We start from the raw sequence: 20,199 nt of genomic DNA, 5'->3' as shown, positions 1-20,199 counted from the left end.
ATTTTTTTATTTTTTTCCTTGACATTTCTTCTGGATGTGGTATTATATACAAGTCAGGTGACGGGGCGTAGCGCAGTTTGGTAGCGCGCTTGGTTCGGGACTAAGAGGTCGCAGGTTCAAATCCTGTCGCCCCGACCATATTTTACACATTGGATGCTGATCCCGAGAGCATCGGAAATTGAATAATGGAAAACAATGTGTAAGCCATGGAGAGCTGTCCGAGCGGCTGAAGGAGCATGATTGGAAATCATGTATAGGGCTAAAGCTCTATCGTGGGTTCAAATCCCACGCTCTCCGCCATAATGAAAAAAGAATCTGTTTCGGCAGGTTCTTTTTTTGTACCTGATTTTTCTTGACAGCAGCAGATAAACCTGCTATACTTACATTTGTTGAAAATAAAGCAGAAGCTATCCGCTTCTCACCTTACATGGCTTTCGTGTTACTAAGGTTTATGAGGAATCAGTCGAGCGGATAGTGTTATGCTGTCCGTTCTTTTTTTATGGAGGTGAAAGGCAATTAGTAAGGAATTGCGTATCAACGATCAGATTCGAGCCCGTGAAGTCCGCGTGGTCAGCGATACTAACGAACAGCTTGGTGTAATGTCTCTCCGTTCTGCCCGCCAGATTGCGGAAGAACGCCATATGGATTTAGTAGAAGTTGCACCGAATGGCAAACCGCCCGTATGCCGCATCATGAACTACGGCAAATATCGGTATGAACAGCAAAAACGGGAAAAAGAAGCCAAGAAGAAGCAGAAAGTATTAATCATGAAGGAAGTAAAATTACGTCCTAACATTGAAGATCATGATTTTTACGTCAAGATGAAGGCTGCGCAGCGTTTCTTGAGCGAAGGAAGCAAAGTAAAGGTTACCATCATGTTCCGTGGTCGGGAAATGAGCCATCCGGAGTTGGGCCGAGACCTGCTGATGCGTTTTGCTGATGAGCTCAAAGAAACCGCCCGCGTAGAAAAAGAACCTAAAATTGAAGGCAGAAACATGACGATGGTCATCGCTGCCGTTAAAGGGAAGTAAGAGGAGGATTTATATATTATGCCGAAATTAAAAACACGCCGTGCAGCGGCAAAACGTTTTACAACTACTGGTACTGGTAAATTCAAACGCATGAAACCGTATAAGAGCCACATTTTGGAATCCAAATCTCCGAAACGTAAACGTAACCTGAGAAAAGCTACGCTCGTTTCCAAGACGATGAACGAAGCAGTTCGCAAAATGTGCCCGTACATCTAATAGAAGCTTATATATTTAGTATAGATTTGGAGGAACTTAAGAATGGCTAGAATTAAAGTTGGCGTTACAGCACACGCTCGTCATAAAAAAATCTTAAAAATGGCTAAAGGCTACCGCGGTACCCGCAGCCGTCTGTTCAAAAAAGCTAATGAAAGCGTAATGAAAGCTCTGTTTTACGCTCGCCGTGACCGCCGCGCCAAGAAACGCGAATTCCGTAAATTGTGGATTGCCCGTATCAACGCAGCAGCCCGCGCTCAGGGCATGAGCTACAGCCGTTTCATCTGCGGCCTTACGAAAGCCGGCGTTATCGTTGACCGTAAGATGCTGGCTGACTTGGCTGTCAACGATGCAGCTGCCTTCGCTAAATTGGTAGACGTTGCCAAAGCGCAGTAATTACATATGCCACTTAAAACCGGAGACGTGAGTTTCCGGTTTTTTTGCATATGTGACAACTGCTGCAGCTATTCGTGCGCGTCGTCAATGCGGGCTTTATACTCATGCTGATGACGGGATGGGCGGAGACTATGGCAGAATATACCGTTGTCAATAGAGTATATAAAACCAGGGCGCCGAATGATGATCGTTTCATTCGACACCCTGTTGTGTGTGGGAAAATATTTTGCATATTAATGCGATGTGGGGCGGCAGGACACGTTAGACGCATGGTGCCGTTTGTTCCAGGCCGCCAATACGGCTAAGGCGGAAATGCGATGAATAAAGGCAAAGCGAATATTCACTAAATTGACGAAACGGCCGACGAGCAGCATAGAAATAATCGTACCGACGCCAAGACCGACGAAATTGCCTATACCGGAAAAAGCAAAGGACATGGAGCAGGCAATCAGAAATAATGTGGTATCGAAGGCAATTTTTACGGTGCCAAAGCGCCAGCGGAATGTCCCGGCAATCGCTTGTACCAAGCCTTCTCCGGGAACCATGAGCACATTAGGAGCCACTTCAATACAAATGCCGAATGCCAGGATTAGACAGCCCGCTAAGAGTGCTGCTAACTTCAATATTAAGACCGTAGGTTCAACCCAGGATAACAGGAACATAAAAAGGTCGATGCAGACGCTGAATAAGGCGACTACGCCGATTTGCAAGAATTGAATCGGGCGGAAGCGTTTTCTGAGGATCAGTATTTGAGCAAGAATAAAAAACATATTCATGACAAAGGTAAACTGCCCGAAGGTTGGCGTGAAATGCAGACATAGCACGTAGGGAACGCTGGAAATAGGCGATGTTCCCAGGTCTGCCTTAGTAATCAAGGCTATGCCCAAGGCGTTGATGATAATGCCGAGGATAAAGTAAAGGTTGCGAAGAAGGAAAATTTTCATATATGTCATCTCGTTTTCTAGTATAGATATGCTGACGCGTCCTTTATTTTAAATGGGCGTCGAAAAAGTCAATGATGAGTTTCATGATTTCCGGCTGTATCCACAGTGCTCCGCCATGACCGGCTCCTTTAATGACATAGCGCTGGGCTTCGACGTTGTGCTGGGCCAAAGCGGCGCGAAGGATTTCCGTCTGGCTGGGCGAAACGACTGTGTCGGCGTCGCCGTGCATCAGGAGGAAGGGCGGCGTTTTTTCTGAAATATAGGAGATAGGGTTGGCTGCGGCGGCGCCTTCGGGATTGGCGTCTATGCCGCCGTCTTTACCGCCGAATACGGGAGAGCCGTTTATCCACAGGGCTTCCGTAGCTGCCGGAGAACGGTGCAGTTCCTGTACATCTGGGCCGTAGTCGGCGCCGATGGCCGTCAAATCCGATACGCCGTATAAATCGACGACGGCCTGTACGTCGCTGGTTTGTTCCAGGTTGTCACCGGAATCAAATTGCCGAGTGCCGCTTGTCGTGCCGGCAAAGGCTGCTAAGTACCCGCCGGCTGAACCGCCCATGACGCCGATGTGCTGCGAGTCAATATGGAACTGGTCTGCATGGGCTCGTAAATACCGGATGGCTGATTTTACGTCCTCCAGCGGAGCCGGAAAGGTCGATGCAGGCGCTATGCGATAGGTGATGCTGGCGACGACGTAGCCGTGCTCGGCCAGTTCGAGGCGCTGCTGGATGTAGCCGTCTTTATTGGCGTTGATAAAGCCGCCGCCGTTGATGTATACGATAGCCGGATAAGGACCCTCTCCGCAGGGGACGAGGAGATCCATCGTCATGGCTTTGCTGACGTAGCCGCGATCGGGCACCTGGGCATAGACGACGTTGGAAACAAGCTGTACCATTTCTTTGGTTGGACATATTTCCAGCGATTGGCTGGTACTGGAAGCGGACGCTGCGCCGCCGACAGAACAGAGAAACAGGCTTAGGGCGAGGGCTTGCGATATCGCTTTTATTTTCATGCGGAATGTTCCTTTCTTTTACCAGATAACAGATATAAGGTTTTAATTAAAACTAAATATATCATACAGAGCGGCTGTACAAATGTCAATATAAGCGTGCCGGGATGTCCATGTATATAAAAAATTGACGGAACGGCGACATCTATATTATGATTAAAAAAAATACATCTGAAGGAGTGAGACTATGAATAGCTTATTTCCCCATGCAGCGGCGCCTCTGGCCGTGGGAAGCAAGACAATGCCCAATCGTATTGTCATACCGCCGATGGCCGATATTATCCAAAAGGTTCCGGGAAATTACGTTACGGAGTATATGCTGCAGCGGTATCAAGCCTATACGGCCGGCAATCCCGGGATGATCGTCGTGGAAGGAAGCAACGTGACGGAAATGCGGGATGTGCGCGAAGCTATCGGGCTGTGGAAGGACGATTTCATTCCCCCTTTGCGGCGGCTTGCTGAGATAGTCAAGGCCGGCGGAGCCGTCGGTTTAATCCAGATTTCCAACGTCGGTTTGAAAGTGATGGACGAAAATTCCATTGCCGATATCAGCAGGGAACAATTTTTATCCTATAAAGAGGATTTTATCCGGGCGGCAGTCCGCTGTCGTGAAGCGGGCTTTGACGGTGTCGAATTACAAGGCGCTCATGGATACTATCTCTGCCAGGTTATCGAGACGAGCGCGCGCGATGACGAATACGGCGGTTCCTTTGAAAATCGTATCCGCCTGCTCGTCGAATTAGTTCAGGATATTAAAAAAGCCTGCGGATCGGACTTTATCGTGTCCGCCCGCATAGGCTATCCGACGATAGACGGATTGATTGACCTGGCGAAGGCTTTAGAAAGCGCCGGCGCAGATCTGCTGAGCATTTCTACGGGGACGAAAAATTACGATGTGCCCGACGATTTTCCCCTCGACAATAAGATATACGCCGCGTCGCGCGTTAAGCAAGCCGTGCAGATTCCGGTCCTGGCGGTGGGAAATATCAAGAGCGGCGAAGAATGCGAATTGATTCTGAAAAAAGGATACGCCGACTGCATTGCCGTAGGCCGGTGCCATTTAGCTGACCCGGCGTGGTCCGGAAAAATATTGGCGGGACAGGAACCGGTGCCCTGCCGGCGCTGCAAGCCGTGCCGCTGGTTTAAAGATAGTTCGCAATGCCCGGCCCGCAACGAGCAGGAGCACGCATAAATATGTAATACTGCACAAAAATAAGAGCCTCTATGGGGCTCTTATTTTTATGTGGAAATGAAAGTTTTACGGCTGCAGCAGAAAGGCTTCCAGCGAATCGGGGACGTTGCCAGGGCTGCGGGTAATATAGTAGCTGTCGACCTTTGGCGGTGCAAAGTCGAGGAGCGGAATCGCCCGCAGCTTTCCCAGCAGCAAATCGTCTTCAATGAGGCTGCGGGGAAGGAACGTATACCCCAGCCCTTCGGCTACATATTGGGGCAGCTTGGTGCTGTTGTCGATTTCCATAGGGAAGCGGTGATACCGGGGAAACAAGTCCTGAATATACAGGCCGACTCCCTGCAGGGCGAAATTGCAGAATAAATAATTGATCTTTTGCAGGTCGCTTTTATAGATGCCGGAAGCGTATTCCTTATCGTCGGCCTGACAGACGAGGACCAGCGTGTCCGTGCGGTAGGGCTGGCATATATAGCCGTCGCGGAAGATGGCGCTGAATGAAAATACGGCGTCCAGCATACCGTCCTGCAATTTTTGCAGCATGTCGAGGGTATGGCTGATCGTCACGCCGAGGGATATGTCCGGGTTCGTATGCAAGTAGGCCCGGATTTTTTTCTGCAAATGACACTCATAAATCGTATTTGTCGTACCGATATTGATTTTTTTTGCATACGTAGGAGAGGCCTGCACATCTTGCAGTGCCGTCGTTTCCAATTCGATAAAACGCTGGGCGTATTCGAGAAATTTCAAGCCGGCCGGCGTCAGGTCGACTTGCTTGTGATTGCGGATAAACAAGGCGACGCCCAGTTCCGTTTCCAAGTCGCGGATGCGGTTAGTTACGGTCGATTGGGCGACGAAGAGCTGCTGCGCCGTCTTGGTAAAATTCTTTATTTCCGCTAAGGTGATAAAAGTGCGAAGTGTCGTAGTATCCATGAGGTAGTCCTTTGCTTTATAATTTGAAATGCGAATTGATTAAATTAGAATAATCTATTTTACAAATTGCCTATGGCTATTATATAATATTAGCCGTAAGGAAGCAATGAATTGAAAGTATGTTTCATTTATAATTTTACTATTATGTTGTATATATAAAATGGAGTTGAATGTAATGAACAAGAAAACAGTACCGTTTACGGAACAGCAGATTCGCGACATTATCGCTAAATATCCTACGCCCTTTCATATTTATGATGAAAAAGCCATTGTCGACAACGTGCGGAAGCTGATCAAGGCTTTTTCCTGGGCTCCGGATTTCAAGGAATATTTTGCAGTCAAGGCTACGCCGAATCCCTATCTCATGAGACTTCTTCAGGCCGAAGGCGTCGGCGCGGACTGCAGCTCTATGGCTGAATTGGTATTGTGTGAAAAGGTCGGCATTACAGGCCACGATATCGTATTTTCTTCCAATGATACACCGTACGAAGAATACAAGAAAGCGATGGAATTAGGCGCTCTCATCAACTTGGACGATATTACGATGATTGAGTATTTGGAAACATACGGCCCGCTGCCGGAATGGATTTGCGCCCGTTACAATCCCGGTCCGCTGCTGAAAGAAGGCAACGCCATCATCGGTACGCCGGAAGAAGCAAAATACGGCATGACGCGCGAACAGATTTTTGAGGCCTTCCGTATTCTGAAAGAAAAAGGCGTTAAGCATTTTGGCCTCCATACGATGGTCGTTTCCAATGAATTGAACGTCAACGGCTTAATCAACACAGCTAAAATGATGTTTGAATTGGCTGTAGACGTACAGAAGAACGTCGGCATCGACATCGAATTTCTCGATTTCGGCGGCGGCATTGGATTGCCCTACAAACCGGAACAGTCCTTCATCGATTATGATGAACTCAGCAAGGGCATTCAGGCTCATTACGAAGAAATCATGGTTCCGGCCGGTCTCGGCAATATCCGCATGTCTTTTGAATGCGGCCGCGCCATTACGGGTCCTTACGGTTATCTCGTCACGACGGCGATTCACCATAAACATATCTGGAAGGAATACATTGGCGTCGACGCCTGCATGGCTAACCTCATGCGTCCCGGCATGTACGGTTCGTATCACCATATCACTGTCATGGGCAAGGAAAACGCGCCGAAGGATCATATCTATGACGTATCGGGATCGCTCTGCGAAAACTGCGATAAATTTGCTATCGACCGGGCCCTTCCGGAAATTAACGACGGCGACGTCCTCGTCATTCACGATACAGGCGCTCACGGCCATTCCATGGGCTTTAATTACAACGGCAAGCTTCGTTCGGCAGAACTGCTCCTCCATGCCGACGGCAGCGTAACGCAGATTCGTCGTGCCGAAACGCTGGATGATTTGTTTGCTACATTAGACTTCTCCAATTTATAATAGGATCTGCTAAGGGCAGTCAAGACCTCGATTTGCGTCGGGGTCTTTTTTTTGTTTGCCTTTATGATTCGTCGCAGCGGCGGAGCAGCCTTTCAGGAGCGAACTGGCGATGCAATAGTATTTAAATTTTATCTGATATACCCTATAATATAAGTATTGATTCCCGGAAAAGAGTGCAAAAACAACATGGAGACTGCAAGGAGAGATGAGCGTATGATTCCTGCATACGATGTGTTAACTGGATTTCAAATTATTATGGCTGGTATCCTTTTTACCTATGCCTGCTATTTTCAAAGACCGAGGAACTGTATGCCCTTTGTCATCGTCATACCCTATATCGTGTTTTTATTGTGGGGGATTGGCATTATATATTATTTTGCCGTATTTTTTGCATTGGCCGTGCTATGGTTTTTGCTAGGAGGCTTGTTCGGCGCTGGGATTTCCGTATATTTTCGCCGGCGTTTTCCCCTAATGCAGGTGTTGGAAGACGGGTATATGATCCAATGTCCGCCGCTGCTGTTGGCACCGGTTATATTGGTCGCCGCAGTGCTTCTGTTCGGCGGGATTCAGTTTGCAGCCTATGTATTTCCTTTTTTTAGCCAGTCATGGATATTCAATGAAATGATCGGCTTTATTCCGGGAATTTTTTTAGGTTTTTTATGGGGAAGAATTATTTGTATGCTCATCAGGGCGCAAAGCAATAGGGAGCATCGGAAAAGATAAGGAGGCGCGGCGCGTGGATAGTGCAGAAAGAAGAAAGCGCATCGTTCAGATTTTGACAAATGCGAAAGGTGCCGTTACGGGAACGGAGCTTTCGCAGCAGTGTGATGTCAGCCGGCAGATCATCGTCGGCGACGTGGCTATATTGCGGGCAGAAGGCCTGGGCATCGTATCGACGCCGCGGGGCTATCAGCTGATTGGCGATATTCTCCCGGGGGTACAGCATGTATTTGTATGCTGTCATGACATGGAATTGATGCAGGCGGAATTAGAGGCTATTGTGGATAACGGCGGTGTCGTTCATAATGTCGTCATTGAACACGAAGTGTACGGCAATCTGGAAGGTACGCTGAATCTCCGCTCGCGCCGCGACGTCAAACAATATGTCAAAAAGATGAAAGACTCGCAGGCAGAACTCCTAAGCCGGATCAGCGGCGGCATACATACGCATTTGGTGACGGCGGCTTGCCAGGAAGACATAGACGCCATTCAGGAAGCATTAGAATCGCTGGGCGTTTTATATACATAAAGAGATACCGTAAATTAAGCACGTATATACGGTGGCTGCGGCACTGGAAGTCAAATTTGGTAAGGTACAGACGATTGCCGGTTCTGCATATTTGTGAAAAAGGTATTGACAACAGGACGAAAAGGGGATATACTAAACAAGCTGTTGCGGCAGGACGCCGCGGCAGGCCGGATAGCCGGTTCGCTTGAAAAGAACTTCAAAAAAGTGCTTGACAAGCCCGGGCGAGTCTGGTAAGATATACAAGTCGTCGCGAGACGGCATGGCCTTTGAAAACTGAACAGTGTGATACGAAACAATACGCCAGAGTGCGAGGTCTTAGCAATAAGATTTCAAAACAGGTAACACCAATAATAAGTAAGAACGAGCAATCAGCTCTTCACATATCATGGAGAGTTTGATCCTGGCTCAGGACGAACGCTGGCGGCGTGCTTAACACATGCAAGTCGAACGGGAGGACATGGGAAGCTTGCTTCCTATGGACTCTAGTGGCAAACGGGTGAGTAACGCGTAAGCAACCTGCCCTCCGGATGGGGACAACAGCTGGAAACGGCTGCTAATACCGAATACGTTTTCATTGCCGCATGGCAGTGGGAAGAAAGGTGGCCTCTGAATATGCTACCGCCGGGGAGGGACTTGCGTCTGATTAGCTAGTTGGAGGGGTAACGGCCCACCAAGGCGACGATCAGTAGCCGGTCTGAGAGGATGAACGGCCACATTGGAACTGAGACACGGTCCAGACTCCTACGGGAGGCAGCAGTGGGGAATCTTCCGCAATGGGCGAAAGCCTGACGGAGCAACGCCGCGTGAGCGAAGACGGCCTTCGGGTTGTAAAGCTCTGTTATACGGGACGAACGGCTAGTGTGCCAATACCACATTAGAATGACGGTACCGTAAGAGAAAGCCACGGCTAACTACGTGCCAGCAGCCGCGGTAATACGTAGGTGGCAAGCGTTGTCCGGAATTATTGGGCGTAAAGGGCGCGCAGGCGGTTTCATAAGTCTGTCTTAAAAGTGCGGGGCTTAACCCCGTGAGGGGACGGAAACTGTGAGACTGGAGTGTCGGAGAGGAAAGCGGAATTCCTAGTGTAGCGGTGAAATGCGTAGATATTAGGAGGAACACCAGTGGCGAAAGCGGCTTTCTGGACGACAACTGACGCTGAGGCGCGAAAGCCAGGGGAGCGAACGGGATTAGATACCCCGGTAGTCCTGGCCGTAAACGATGGATACTAGGTGTAGGGGGTATCGACCCCTCCTGTGCCGGAGTTAACGCAATAAGTATCCCGCCTGGGGAGTACGGCCGCAAGGCTGAAACTCAAAGGAATTGACGGGGGCCCGCACAAGCGGTGGAGTATGTGGTTTAATTCGACGCAACGCGAAGAACCTTACCAAGCCTTGACATTGAGTGCTATCCTCAGAGATGAGGAGTTCTTCTTCGGAAGACGCGAAAACAGGTGGTGCACGGCTGTCGTCAGCTCGTGTCGTGAGATGTTGGGTTAAGTCCCGCAACGAGCGCAACCCCTATCTTCTGTTGCCAGCGCGTCATGGCGGGGACTCAGGAGAGACTGCCGCAGATAATGCGGAGGAAGGCGGGGATGACGTCAAGTCATCATGCCCCTTATGGCTTGGGCTACACACGTACTACAATGGCTCTTAATAGAGGGAGGCGAAGGAGCGATCCGGAGCAAACCCCAAAAACAGAGTCCCAGTTCGGATTGCAGGCTGCAACCCGCCTGCATGAAGCAGGAATCGCTAGTAATCGCAGGTCAGCATACTGCGGTGAATACGTTCCCGGGCCTTGTACACACCGCCCGTCACACCACGAAAGTCATTCACACCCGAAGCCGGTGAGGTAACCTTACGGAGCCAGCCGTCGAAGGTGGGGGCGATGATTGGGGTGAAGTCGTAACAAGGTAGCCGTATCGGAAGGTGCGGCTGGATCACCTCCTTTCTAGGGAAGAAGTAACGGATTCTGCGGAAGACGTTACGAAACTTCAAGTCGGCATTCTGGAGTACGTACACATTGTTCAGTTTTGAGAGGCCATGAACCTCTCAAGAAAAAAAGAGAAAGACCCGTACCTTGACAACTGCATAAAACGAAACGAACAAACCTCTTTTTTGAAGAAAAAGAGAAAGACTTAACGAACCGAAGAAACTCTGAAAAAACGGTGAAGACATAAAGTCAAGCAAGTAAGGGCGTACGGCGGATGCCTTGGCCATATCAGCCGATGAAGGACGCGATAAGCTGCGAAAAGCTGCGGTGAGGTGCAAGTAACCATTGACCCGCAGGTGTCCGAATGGGGAAACCCGGCAGCAGGAGTGCTGTCATCCGAAAGGAAGGGAACCCGGTGAACTGAAACATCTAAGTAGCCGGAGGAAAAGGAATCAACAGAGATACCCTCAGTAGCGGCGAGCGAAGAGGGCAGAGCCCAAACCAGAGCGGGAAACCGCTGTGGGGTTGCGGACTGCTAACAAATGGTTGGACGAAGCAGAACCAGTTGGGAAACTGGGCCAGAGACGGTGAGAGCCCGGTAAGCGTAAGGAAGACCATGGAGCAGGATCCAGAGTACCACGGGGCACGAGGAACCTTGTGGGAAGCAGGGGGGACCACCCTCCAAGGCGAAACACTGATATGGACCGATAGCGAATAGTACCGTGAGGGAACGGTGAAAAGAACCCGGGAGGGGAATGAAAGAGAACCTGAAACCGTATGTCTACAAACAGTCGGAGCGCTTTACATGCGCGACGGCGTGCCTATTGAAGAATGAACCGGCGAGTTACTGTTGCCAGCGAGGTTAAGCGGAAAACGCGGAGCCGAAGCGAAAGCGAGTCTGAACAGGGCGATAAGTTGGTAGCAGTAGACCCGAAACCACAGTGATCTACCCATGTCCAGGTTGAAGCACAGGTAAAAATGTGTGGAGGACCGAACCAGTGAGCGTTGAAAAGCTTTTGGATGAGATGTGGGTAGGGGTGAAATGCCAATCGAACGTGGAGATAGCTGGTTCTCCCCGAAATAGCTTTAGGGCTAGCCTCATGGTAAGAGTACAGGCGGTAGAGCACTGAACGAGGTAGGGGCCTGTCCGGCTACCGAACTTAATCAAACTGCGAATGGCTGTACTTATACATGGGAGTCAGACTGCGAGTAATAAGGCCCGTAGTCAAGAGGGAAACAGCCCAGACCAACAGCTAAGGTCCCCAATGCCGTACTAAGTGGCGAAGGATGTGGAATTTCGAAAACAACCAGGATGTTGGCTTAGAAGCAGCCACCATTAAAAGAGTGCGTAATAGCTCACTGGTCGAGAGACTCTGCGCCGAAGATGACCGGGGCTAAAGTACGGAACCGAAGCTTTGGCAAGTATCATGAGATACTTGGGTAGGGGAGCGTTCCTGCATGGGAGAAGCCTGACCGGAAGGACAGGTGGACAAGCAGGAAGAGAGAATGCCGGTATGAGTAGCGAAAAGAAAGGTGAGAATCCTTTCCACCGAAAGCCTAAGGGTTCCTGGGCAACGATCGTCGACCCAGGGTAAGTCGGGACCTAATCCGAGGCGGAGACGCGTAGGAGATGGACAACAGGTTGAAATTCCTGTACCGCAGGAGTCTGTTTGAGCGAAGGAGTGACACAGAAAGGAATGCGCGCGTGCGATTGGAAGAGCACGTCCAAGCTGGTAGGTTGTGTGGCAGGCAAATCCGCCATACTAAAAGCCGAGAAGTGATGGGGAGCCATTGGAGACAATGGCGAAGGGGCAGGAACTAGGCTGTCGAGAAAAGCTTCTAGTGAGGACTCAGGCGCCCGTACCGAAACCGACACAGGTAGGCAGGAAGAGAATTCTAAGGTGCGCGGGAAAACCCTCGTTAAGGAACTCGGCAAAATGTATCCGTAACTTCGGGAAAAGGATAGCCTAAAGTATGTGAGCTGCAGAAACGCAGGGAGCAGGAATAGGCGGCAGAAGAGAGGCCCAAGCGACTGTTTACCACAAACACAGGCGTCTGCTAAAGCGAAAGCTGACGTATAGATGCTGACACCTGCCCGGTGCTGGAAGGTTAAGAGGACGTGTTAGCCGAAAGGCGAAGCAGAGAATTGAAGCCCCAGTAAACGGCGGCCGTAACTATAACGGTCCTAAGGTAGCGAAATTCCTTGTCGGGTAAGTTCCGACCCGCACGAAAGGTGTAACGATTTGGGCACTGTCTCAACGAGGGACCCGGTGAAATTGAAGTACCTGTGAAGATGCAGGTTACCCGCGACTGGACAGAAAGACCCCATGGAGCTTTACTGTAACCTGAGATTGGATTCCGGTAAGAGATGTACAGGATAGTTGGGAGGCTGAGAAACGGGTACGCCAGTATCCGCAGAGCCGCTGGTGGGATACCAACCTTGTTTTATTGGGATTCTAACGAGAGACGTAACGAGTCTTTGGACAGTCTCAGGCGGGCAGTTTGACTGGGGCGGTCGCCTCCGAAAGAGCAACGGAGGCGCCCAAAGGTTCCCTCAGCGCGGACGGAAACCGCGCGAAGAGTGTAAAGGCAGAAGGGAGCTTGACTGCGAGACGGACAGGTCGAGCAGGGACGAAAGTCGGGCTTAGTGATCCGGTGGTAGAGAGTGGAATTGCCATCGCTCAACGGATAAAAGCTACCCTGGGGATAACAGGCTTATCTCTCCCAAGAGTCCATATCGACGGGGAGGTTTGGCACCTCGATGTCGGCTCATCACATCCTGGGGCTGAAGTAGGTCCCAAGGGTTGGGCTGTTCGCCCATTAAAGTGGTACGCGAGCTGGGTTCAGAACGTCGTGAGACAGTTCGGTCCCTATCCATCGCGGGCGGAAGAAACTTGAAAGGGGCTGCTCCTAGTACGAGAGGACCGGAGTGGACGGACCAATGGTGTACCAGTCATGGCGCCAGCCGTGCAGCTGGGTAGCTACGTCCGGGACGGATAAACGCTGAAAGCATCTAAGCGTGAAACCAGCCTAAAGATGAGGTTTCTCATTGTGAAAGCAAGTAAGGTCCCATGAAGACGACATGGTAGATAGGCCGGGAGTGGAAGTGCAGTGATGCACGGAGCGGACCGGTACTAATAGACCGAGGGCTTGACTTAAGCAGGGAGCCCTGTTTGAAGGAGCTGAGAAGCGACGCACAAACAGGAGCGAGTCGCTTACTCCCGAAGGGAGTGGGTGAGGGAATCTGGAAGCAGGTTCTGAGGAAGGAACCGTAAACAGAGCGGAGGCTCGTTAAGGAAGTTCGTTTTATGCAGTTGTAAGGGCACGGGCCCTTAGGAAATTCAGTGGCGATAGCTGCGGGGATCCACCTGTTCCCATGCCGAACACAGCAGTTAAGCCCGCAAACGCCGAAAGTACTTGGGGGGAGGCCCCCTGGGAGGATAGGAAGCCGCTGATTATTATAGGGGTATAGCTCAATTGGTAGAGTAGCGGTCTCCAAAACCGTCGGTTGAGGGTTCAAGTCCTTCTGCCCCTGCCAAAAAGGGATTATATCTGTTAGCGATTTAATCCCTTCCATGACTCGGTAGCTCAGCTGGATAGAGTGACTGACTACGAATCAGTAGGTCTAGGGTTCGAATCCCTACCGGGTCACCACAGAACAGCTCATGCAATTTGTATGAGCTGTTTTTTTGTATACTTAAATGGGCGTAATGATTTTACTTTTGACTGTGTTTCTATTAAAATATATTCAAAAGTCTAAATATATGAGGAGTACTAACATGAAGATTTCAGAGATCGGCGAATTTGGATTCATTGATGCCGTCAAGGAAGGGACCTTGTTTAATCCTTCTTCTGTCGTCGTGGGAATTGGCGACGACGGCGCTGTGTATAAGACGACAGAAGGCATGGAACAAATTGCCGTCATTGATACGATGGTCGAGGGGAGTCATTTCATCATAGGGAAGACGGCTTCCTGGTTTGACGTCGGGTATAAAGCAGTGGCTTCTAATTTAAGCGATATCGCCGCGATGGGAGGCATTCCGACGCATATCGTCCTGTCTACTGCAATTCCTACGGATATGGAAATGGCTGATTTGACGGCGCTGTATGAGGGAATGAAAGACATATGCAAAACCTACGGCGTCAATATTATTGGCGGGGATACGGTTTTGTCTAAAGGCGCGTTAGTCATCACTGTGGCGGCCTTTGGCGAAGTGGAGTCAGGGAAAGCTATTTGCCGCAGCGGAGCCAAGCCGGGCGATGTCGTCGCCGTTTCGCATACGATTGGCGATTCTGCCGGCGGTCTGGATGTACTTCTTCATGGGATAGATGGGTATACTCATTTGAAAAAAGCTCATCAATTTCCAACGCCGCAGATACAACTAGGACGAGCTTTGGTAGCATATCGTGCCCATAGTTTAAATGACATCAGCGACGGCTTAGCTAGCGAATCCAATGAAATTGCCAAGGCCAGCGGCGTCGATTTGATATTGGATAAAGAGGCGATTCCCTGCAGCGAGGAGCTGCGGCAATGGGCCCAGTCTGTACAGAAAGATATATATGCCTATGTATTTAACGGCGGAGAAGATTATGAGTTGATCTTTACGATGGCTCCCGACGATTTCGAAGCCCTGCGGAGGGAGTATCCCTATGTGACGGCCATTGGGCAGGCACGGGCCGGCAAGGGACAGGTATACGTCCGGCATGAGGGAAAGACGTCTGTATTACAGCCGACTGGTTGGAATCATTTTCATAGGTGAGGAGATGCGTCATGATAGATATAGAAACACATTCGGAACAAGATACGATTGCCTTAGGCGCTGCGTTAGGACGAGTTTTAAGCGACGGCGACGTATTAGCGCTGCAGGGGGATTTGGGCGCGGGAAAAACGCATTTTGTCCAAGGCATTGCTAAGGGAATGGGCATTGACGAGCCCGTCGTCAGTCCGACATTCACTATATTGAACTATTATGAACATGCCGTTCCGCTGCAGCATTTTGATTTTTATCGTCTGGAAGACGAATATGAATTAGACGATTTGGGGTTTGACGATTACTTGACGAGAGGCGTGACCGTCATCGAGTGGTCGGAAAAATTCCCCGAACGCCTGCCGGAGGACGCAGCTCGCGTTTTTATCGAAAAAAAGGGTTTGACGGAACGCATCTTTCATTTTGAATTTAACGGCGCCCGCTGGGCTGCCGCGGAAAAAGAGGTAGAGTCTTATGTTGTTAGCCATTGAAACATCCAGCCTTGTGTCGAGCGTGGCCCTTTTACATGAGCAGACGCTGCGGGCGGAGCTTACGATACAAGCAAGATTAACCCATTCGGAACAGCTGATGCCGCATATCGCCGATATGCTGGATAAGGCGTCGGTAGGCAAAGCCGATATCGACGGGATTGTCGTATCTATCGGACCGGGGTCTTTTACGGGGCTGCGCATCGGCTTGGCGACGGCTAAGGGATTGGCCTTTGCCTGGCAGACGCCTATTGTCGGCATAGAAACGCCGACGAGTTTGGCTTGGAATTTTGTAGGAAATGCGGATAAAATCTGTCCTCTTATCGACGCGCAGAAGGGGAACGTGTACGCATCGGTATACAAGTGGAACCGGGGCATACTGGAAACGCTGGACGACGTGTCTGTCATGCCGTTGGACGACGTATTGGAACGGCTGCAGCAGCAGGGCGAGCCCGTCGTATTTTGCGGAGACGGTGCCTTGCTGGGCCGGCAGAAGATTGCCGCTGCCAGCGATTTATTCCGCATTGCACCGCCGACGATGGTCATTCCCCGTGCTGGCAGTTTGGCCCTTGCCGGCCAGCAGCGCCTGGCCGCTGGAGAGGCAGACGACTGCATGACCTTGACGCCGGCGTACAAGCGCCGGAGCGAGGCGGAGGTATTGTGGGAAAAACGTCATGGAGGCCAACGGTGCCTATGATTGTAAGAAAAGCAGAAGAGGCTGACGCCCAAGGCATTTTCGACGTAGAGACAGAATCTTTTTCCGTGCCGTGGTCGTTGCAGGCTATAACCAGAGAGCTGGCCAATCCGAATTTGACCATGTATTACGTATTAGCCGATGAAGATGGAACTATCGCCGGATATGCCGGGTTGTGGCGCGTTCTTGACGAAGGGCAGATTACGAACATCGCGCTGAAACAGCAATACCGCCGGCAAGGCTACGGCGAACTGCTGCTGCGGGTCTTGATGGAAGCGGCTTGGGAAGACGGATGCAGCGATATTTTTTTGGAAGTGCGCGTTTCTAATATCGGGGCGTTGCATTTGTACCGCAAATTAGGATATCAGGTCCTGTCAGTACGGAAAAACTATTATTCTGAGCCGGAAGAAGACGCCTACGTAATGGACTGTAAAAAAGAAAATTATCAGTGGATTACCAATTCATATAAAAAGGATGAGTAAGGATGTATACTTTAGCACTGGAAACGAGTTGCGACGAAACGTCGGCCGCCGTCATTCAGGACGGACGGCAGATTCTTTCTAATATCATATCGACGCAGGTGCCGATTCACCGTAAATTCGGCGGCGTCGTCCCGGAAATTGCTTCGCGGCAGCATATCGAATACGTCATGCCGATTATTAAAGAAGCTCTCGATACGGCGCATGTGTCGCTGCAGGAGATAGATCACATTGGCGTTACCTATGGCCCGGGGTTAGTCGGCGCGCTGCTGGTCGGCGTCGCGGCCGCCAAGGCCCTGAGCTTTGCCTTGGATAAGCCCTTGGTTGGCGTCAACCACATGGAGGGACATATTTTTGCCAATTTCCTCAGCCATCCCGAGCTGGAGCCGCCCTTTTTGGCGCTGGTCGTGTCGGGAGGCCACACGCAGCTGGTAAAAATCGAAGGATACAATACGTTTACGCTGCTGGGGCAGACGCGGGACGATGCGGCGGGGGAAGCCTTCGATAAAATTGCCCGCGTCATGGGCTATCCCTATCCTGGCGGCCCGCAGATCGACAAGCTGGCGAAGGACGGAAATCCTGACGCCATTGCATTTCCTAAGGCCCTGCATGAAAAGCATAACTTTGAATTCAGTTTCAGCGGCTTAAAATCGGCGGTGCTGAATTACCTTCATACACAGGAACAGCGAAAGCAGCCCTATGACGTACACGACGTTGCGGCAAGCTTCCAAAAGACCGTAGTGGAAACGCTGGTAGAAAAGACCATGGACGCAGCGGCGTACTGCGGCATGAACAAGATTGCCGTTGCCGGCGGCGTTTCGGCCAACAGCGCCTTAGCCGCGGCGATGGAACAGGCCTGCGCAGCCCACGGGTATTCGTTTTATCGGCCAGAGCCCGTTTTATGTACGGACAACGGGGCGATGATTGGATGCCGGGCTTATTACATGGCCCTGGAAGGGCATTTCGCCGATTTAACGCTCAACGCCAAGCCGGCCTTGGCGATTTCCTCGTATTAAAGAGGTCCTGATTATGTCTTCTATCGAAACGATTTGCCGCAGTGCCAGCGCCTTGTCGGACGTACAAATTCATATTCTAAAAAACAGCGAAGATTTGCTGCAGTTTGCCAGCGACTTATCCCATCGGGAGCTGCTGGTCTTTGTGCCGGGGCAGAAGGCTGGCACGGTAGTCTTGGCGGCGCAGCGCCTCCCGCTGCTGCAGCCGGCAGAAACGCAGGCGAATAGAAAAAAAGCCGGAACAGTCTGCGCCGGGTACGAAGAACCGGTCGTGCTGCAGGTACTGCAGACGGGGCAGATGATGCAAGGCAGCAAAGAGGTAGATTATGGGCGTATTGAGCCGCTGTTCGCCTATCCTTTCGTCGATAACGGCGGGGAAACGATCGCCGTCGTCGCCTTTGTCGGCACAATAGAAAGCAACCGCGATATGCTGACTGAAACGGCTTTTTTGGCCCTGCAGGTTCCCATCGAGAGGGATTTCCGCAAGCTGTACCGCCCCTTATCCGTCCAGGACGGCGTTATCCTCATCAACTGCAACGGCGTCGTGATTTACGCAGACGAAATGGCGGAAAGCATCATGCACATGCGCGGATATTCCGGCATGCTGGTCGGTTCTAATATCTACAACAGCCGGACCAATCTGACCGGCGCGAAGCAGGCCCTGGCGACGCGGGAAGGCTTTGCCGAGGACATTACCTTCGGGGAAGTCGTCGTCACGCGGCGGGTCATTCCTCTGCTGCGGCGCGGCAAGGTATATCGGGTCATAGCTATTTTGACGGAGCGGACTGAGTTGTACCGCAAAGAAGAAGAGCTGATGATCAAGACGTCGGTTATCAAGGAAATTCACCACCGCGTAAAAAATAATTTGCAGACTGTCGCCAGCCTGCTGCGCATGCAGATGCGCAGGACCGAAAGCCGGGAGGCGAAGGATGTGCTGCAGGAAAGCGTAAACCGCATACTCAGCATTTCCTTGGTTCATGAAATTTTATCGCACCACGACGAAGAATCTATTGATATCTGCGTAGTCGCCAAACAGCTGCTGTCGCTGCTGACTCATGGCATGGCCGGGGCGGAATGCCGCGTCAGGACGTCGTTTTCCGGAAACGAGCTGCCCCTGCCGTCGGATATGGCTACGTCGCTGGCGTTAGTGCTGAATGAACTGATTACTAATGCCATCATCCACGGCTTTGAGGGGCTGGACGAAGGGGAAGTGCGCGTCGCCGTGACGCAGGCAGGGACGACGTGCGCGCTGACCGTCAGCGATACGGGCGTCGGCATGACCTTGCCGCAAGGCGGCGAAGGGCGCAAGCATTTGGGCCTGACAATCGTCCGCACGTTGGTAGAAAAGGATTTAAAAGGAGAGTTGTCGTTTACTCCCGTTGTGCCGCACGGCACGGAAGTACGAATACAGTTTTCTATTGCAGAGAGGGGATAACGAATATGGGATATCGCGTCGTAATTGGGGACGATGAATCTATCATCCGGCTGGATTTATGCGAAATGCTCGAAGAAGCCGGCCATGTGGTCGTGGGGGAAGCGGCCGACGGCGTGGAAGCGCTGGAATTGGCGCGGAAAGAAAAGCCGGATATCGTATTGCTGGACATCAAAATGCCGCGGCTGGACGGCATCCATGCGGCTAAAATGATCTGTCACGAACGCATTGCGCCGGTTTTGCTGCTGACGGCTTACAGCCAGCAGGACGTCGTTGAGCAAGCCAAGGATTCGGGTGTGCTGGGGTATTTGGTCAAGCCCGTGAGCCCGGTCAACCTGTTTCCTGCCATGGAAATCGCCATATCTCAGTTTAAACGGCAGGAAGAAACGGCGCGGCAGCTCTGGGAAATGAACGAGCGCATAGAGACGAGAAAAGTTGTCGAAAAGGCAAAGGGCTACTTGATGGAGCTGTATAAGATATCCGAACAGGAGGCGTATCGCCGTCTGCAGCAATACAGCATGAAAAAGCGCCGTTCGTTAAAATCTGTTGCTGAGGCGGTCGTTGCCAGCGCAGAGCAGCGCCGCGGCGGCTCGACGTAGGGGTTGCGAAAAAAAGAAGACAAAAGTCTTGACTTTTTCACCTTTCATGAGTAATATATATATTGTAATTAGCACTCGGATACAGCGAGTGCTAACAAGATGAAAGATACAGTGTATGATTGAGGAGGAATATAAAATGTTAAAACCGTTAGGAGATCGCGTTGTTATCCGCGTACTGGAACAAGAAGAAAAAACTGCCAGCGGCATCTTTTTGCCTGATACGGCTAAAGAAAAGCCGAGCCAGGGCGAAGTCGTTGCCGTAGGTCCCGGCAAAGTGCAGGACAATGGCAGCCGCGTTGCATTGGATGTAAAAGTCGGCGACAAGATTATTTTCTCCAAATATGCAGGCACGGAAGTCAAATATGAAGGCACTGAATATTTGATCGTCAGCGAACGCGACATCTTGGCTATTTGCTAATTTTATAGA

The 20,199-nt window shown here is 50.9% G+C and carries 19 protein-coding genes, 4 tRNA genes, 3 rRNA genes and 1 other annotated feature; of the genes, 23 read left to right on the top strand and 3 right to left on the bottom strand.

Annotation, left to right across the window (positions count from 1 at the left end; all coding sequences use genetic code 11):
* Nucleotides 1–61: 61 nt before the first annotated feature.
* The 5 genes from DKB62_RS03325 to rplT all read left to right on the top strand — a co-directional run bounded on the left by DKB62_RS03325 (nucleotide 62) and on the right by rplT (nucleotide 1,640).
* Nucleotides 62–138 (top strand) — tRNA-Pro (locus DKB62_RS03325).
* A gap of 70 nt (nucleotides 139–208) precedes the next feature.
* A tRNA-Ser gene (locus DKB62_RS03320) sits at nucleotides 209–300 on the top strand.
* Between the two features lie 92 nt (nucleotides 301–392).
* Nucleotides 393–504 (top strand) — a sequence feature (ribosomal protein L20 leader region).
* A gap of 23 nt (nucleotides 505–527) precedes the next feature.
* Complete coding sequence (gene infC / locus DKB62_RS03315) at nucleotides 528–1,031, top strand: translation initiation factor IF-3 (RefSeq protein ID WP_087478773.1); 504 nt, start codon at nucleotides 528–530, stop codon at nucleotides 1,029–1,031.
* Between the two features lie 18 nt (nucleotides 1,032–1,049).
* Complete coding sequence (gene rpmI, locus DKB62_RS03310) at nucleotides 1,050–1,247, top strand: 50S ribosomal protein L35 (protein WP_087478772.1); 198 nt, start codon at nucleotides 1,050–1,052, stop codon at nucleotides 1,245–1,247.
* A gap of 42 nt (nucleotides 1,248–1,289) precedes the next feature.
* Entirely contained in the window at nucleotides 1,290–1,640 is a 351-nt protein-coding gene (gene rplT, locus DKB62_RS03305) for a 50S ribosomal protein L20 (RefSeq protein WP_087478771.1), read from the top strand.
* A gap of 233 nt (nucleotides 1,641–1,873) precedes the next feature.
* Here rplT and DKB62_RS03300 read toward each other — a convergent pair whose 3' ends face one another.
* Together DKB62_RS03300 and DKB62_RS03295 are read right to left on the bottom strand one after the other, a co-directional pair.
* A complete protein-coding gene (locus DKB62_RS03300) occupies nucleotides 1,874–2,584 on the bottom strand; it encodes a YczE/YyaS/YitT family protein (RefSeq protein ID WP_107196395.1) in 711 nt (236 codons plus the stop codon).
* A gap of 43 nt (nucleotides 2,585–2,627) precedes the next feature.
* Nucleotides 2,628–3,596, bottom strand: coding sequence for an alpha/beta hydrolase (locus tag DKB62_RS03295; RefSeq protein ID WP_107196396.1), 969 nt, complete (start codon nucleotides 3,594–3,596; stop codon nucleotides 2,628–2,630).
* A 184-nt stretch (nucleotides 3,597–3,780) separates the two neighbouring features.
* On the opposite strand from DKB62_RS03295, the gene DKB62_RS03290 reads away from it, so the two are divergent.
* Nucleotides 3,781–4,785, top strand: coding sequence for an oxidoreductase (locus DKB62_RS03290; protein ID WP_107196397.1), 1,005 nt, complete (start codon nucleotides 3,781–3,783; stop codon nucleotides 4,783–4,785).
* Between the two features lie 66 nt (nucleotides 4,786–4,851).
* On the opposite strand, the gene DKB62_RS03285 is transcribed toward DKB62_RS03290, so the two are convergent.
* Nucleotides 4,852–5,712, bottom strand: coding sequence for a LysR family transcriptional regulator (locus DKB62_RS03285; protein WP_107196398.1), 861 nt, complete (start codon nucleotides 5,710–5,712; stop codon nucleotides 4,852–4,854).
* Nucleotides 5,713–5,887: 175 nt separating this feature from the next.
* Between DKB62_RS03285 and DKB62_RS03280 the strand changes: the two genes are divergently transcribed.
* From DKB62_RS03280 to groES, 17 genes are all read left to right on the top strand, one after another.
* The gene (locus DKB62_RS03280) at nucleotides 5,888–7,141 is read left to right on the top strand and encodes a diaminopimelate decarboxylase family protein (RefSeq protein ID WP_087478766.1); all 1,254 of its coding nucleotides are present in this window, start codon (nucleotides 5,888–5,890) and stop codon (nucleotides 7,139–7,141) included.
* Between the two features lie 213 nt (nucleotides 7,142–7,354).
* The gene (locus DKB62_RS03275) at nucleotides 7,355–7,864 is read left to right on the top strand and encodes a hypothetical protein (RefSeq protein ID WP_087478765.1); all 510 of its coding nucleotides are present in this window, start codon (nucleotides 7,355–7,357) and stop codon (nucleotides 7,862–7,864) included.
* A gap of 13 nt (nucleotides 7,865–7,877) precedes the next feature.
* Nucleotides 7,878–8,390 (top strand): transcription repressor NadR, encoded by a 513-nt coding sequence (locus tag DKB62_RS03270; protein ID WP_087478764.1) that lies wholly within the window; start codon nucleotides 7,878–7,880, stop codon nucleotides 8,388–8,390.
* A 93-nt stretch (nucleotides 8,391–8,483) separates the two neighbouring features.
* The gene (locus tag DKB62_RS12520) at nucleotides 8,484–8,624 is read left to right on the top strand and encodes a hypothetical protein (RefSeq protein ID WP_162860286.1); all 141 of its coding nucleotides are present in this window, start codon (nucleotides 8,484–8,486) and stop codon (nucleotides 8,622–8,624) included.
* 148 nt (nucleotides 8,625–8,772) lie between these two features.
* Nucleotides 8,773–10,337, top strand: a 16S ribosomal RNA gene (locus DKB62_RS03265).
* A 229-nt stretch (nucleotides 10,338–10,566) separates the two neighbouring features.
* Nucleotides 10,567–13,477 (top strand): 23S ribosomal RNA (locus DKB62_RS03260).
* Nucleotides 13,478–13,659: 182 nt separating this feature from the next.
* Nucleotides 13,660–13,776, top strand: a 5S ribosomal RNA gene (gene rrf / locus DKB62_RS03255).
* Together the 16S, 23S and 5S rRNA genes with 2 tRNA genes alongside form the textbook arrangement of a ribosomal RNA operon.
* A 5-nt stretch (nucleotides 13,777–13,781) precedes the next feature.
* Nucleotides 13,782–13,857: transfer RNA gene (locus DKB62_RS03250), tRNA-Trp, on the top strand.
* Between the two features lie 39 nt (nucleotides 13,858–13,896).
* Nucleotides 13,897–13,973: transfer RNA gene (locus DKB62_RS03245), tRNA-Arg, on the top strand.
* 125 nt (nucleotides 13,974–14,098) lie between these two features.
* Nucleotides 14,099–15,079: a thiamine-phosphate kinase gene (gene thiL / locus DKB62_RS03240; RefSeq protein ID WP_107196420.1), complete on the top strand. Its 981-nt coding sequence runs from the start codon at nucleotides 14,099–14,101 to the stop codon at nucleotides 15,077–15,079.
* 11 nt (nucleotides 15,080–15,090) lie between these two features.
* Entirely contained in the window at nucleotides 15,091–15,558 is a 468-nt protein-coding gene (gene tsaE / locus DKB62_RS03235; protein WP_095629546.1) for a tRNA (adenosine(37)-N6)-threonylcarbamoyltransferase complex ATPase subunit type 1 TsaE, read from the top strand.
* On the top strand, nucleotides 15,542–16,252 hold the full coding sequence (gene tsaB, locus DKB62_RS03230) for a tRNA (adenosine(37)-N6)-threonylcarbamoyltransferase complex dimerization subunit type 1 TsaB (RefSeq protein WP_087478848.1): 711 nt from the start codon (nucleotides 15,542–15,544) through the stop codon (nucleotides 16,250–16,252). The genes tsaE and tsaB overlap by 17 nt, the downstream gene beginning before the upstream one ends.
* A complete protein-coding gene (gene rimI, locus DKB62_RS03225; RefSeq protein WP_087478849.1) occupies nucleotides 16,249–16,731 on the top strand; it encodes a ribosomal protein S18-alanine N-acetyltransferase in 483 nt (160 codons plus the stop codon). Before tsaB ends, rimI begins: the two co-directional genes overlap by 4 nt.
* Before the next feature lie 2 nt (nucleotides 16,732–16,733).
* Nucleotides 16,734–17,744, top strand: coding sequence for a tRNA (adenosine(37)-N6)-threonylcarbamoyltransferase complex transferase subunit TsaD (gene tsaD, locus DKB62_RS03220; RefSeq protein ID WP_087478850.1), 1,011 nt, complete (start codon nucleotides 16,734–16,736; stop codon nucleotides 17,742–17,744).
* Between the two features lie 13 nt (nucleotides 17,745–17,757).
* Nucleotides 17,758–19,176 (top strand): sensor histidine kinase, encoded by a 1,419-nt coding sequence (locus tag DKB62_RS03215; protein ID WP_095629542.1) that lies wholly within the window; start codon nucleotides 17,758–17,760, stop codon nucleotides 19,174–19,176.
* Between the two features lie 5 nt (nucleotides 19,177–19,181).
* A complete protein-coding gene (locus tag DKB62_RS03210) occupies nucleotides 19,182–19,772 on the top strand; it encodes an ANTAR domain-containing response regulator (RefSeq protein WP_087478852.1) in 591 nt (196 codons plus the stop codon).
* 136 nt (nucleotides 19,773–19,908) lie between these two features.
* A complete protein-coding gene (gene groES, locus DKB62_RS03205; RefSeq protein ID WP_087478853.1) occupies nucleotides 19,909–20,190 on the top strand; it encodes a co-chaperone GroES in 282 nt (93 codons plus the stop codon).
* Nucleotides 20,191–20,199: the final 9 nt, after the last annotated feature.

It is taken from the genome of Megasphaera stantonii (assembly GCF_003367905.1).
Classification (GTDB): domain Bacteria; phylum Bacillota; class Negativicutes; order Veillonellales; family Megasphaeraceae; genus Megasphaera; species Megasphaera stantonii.
This window is presented reverse-complemented; position numbering and strand designations above follow the sequence as displayed.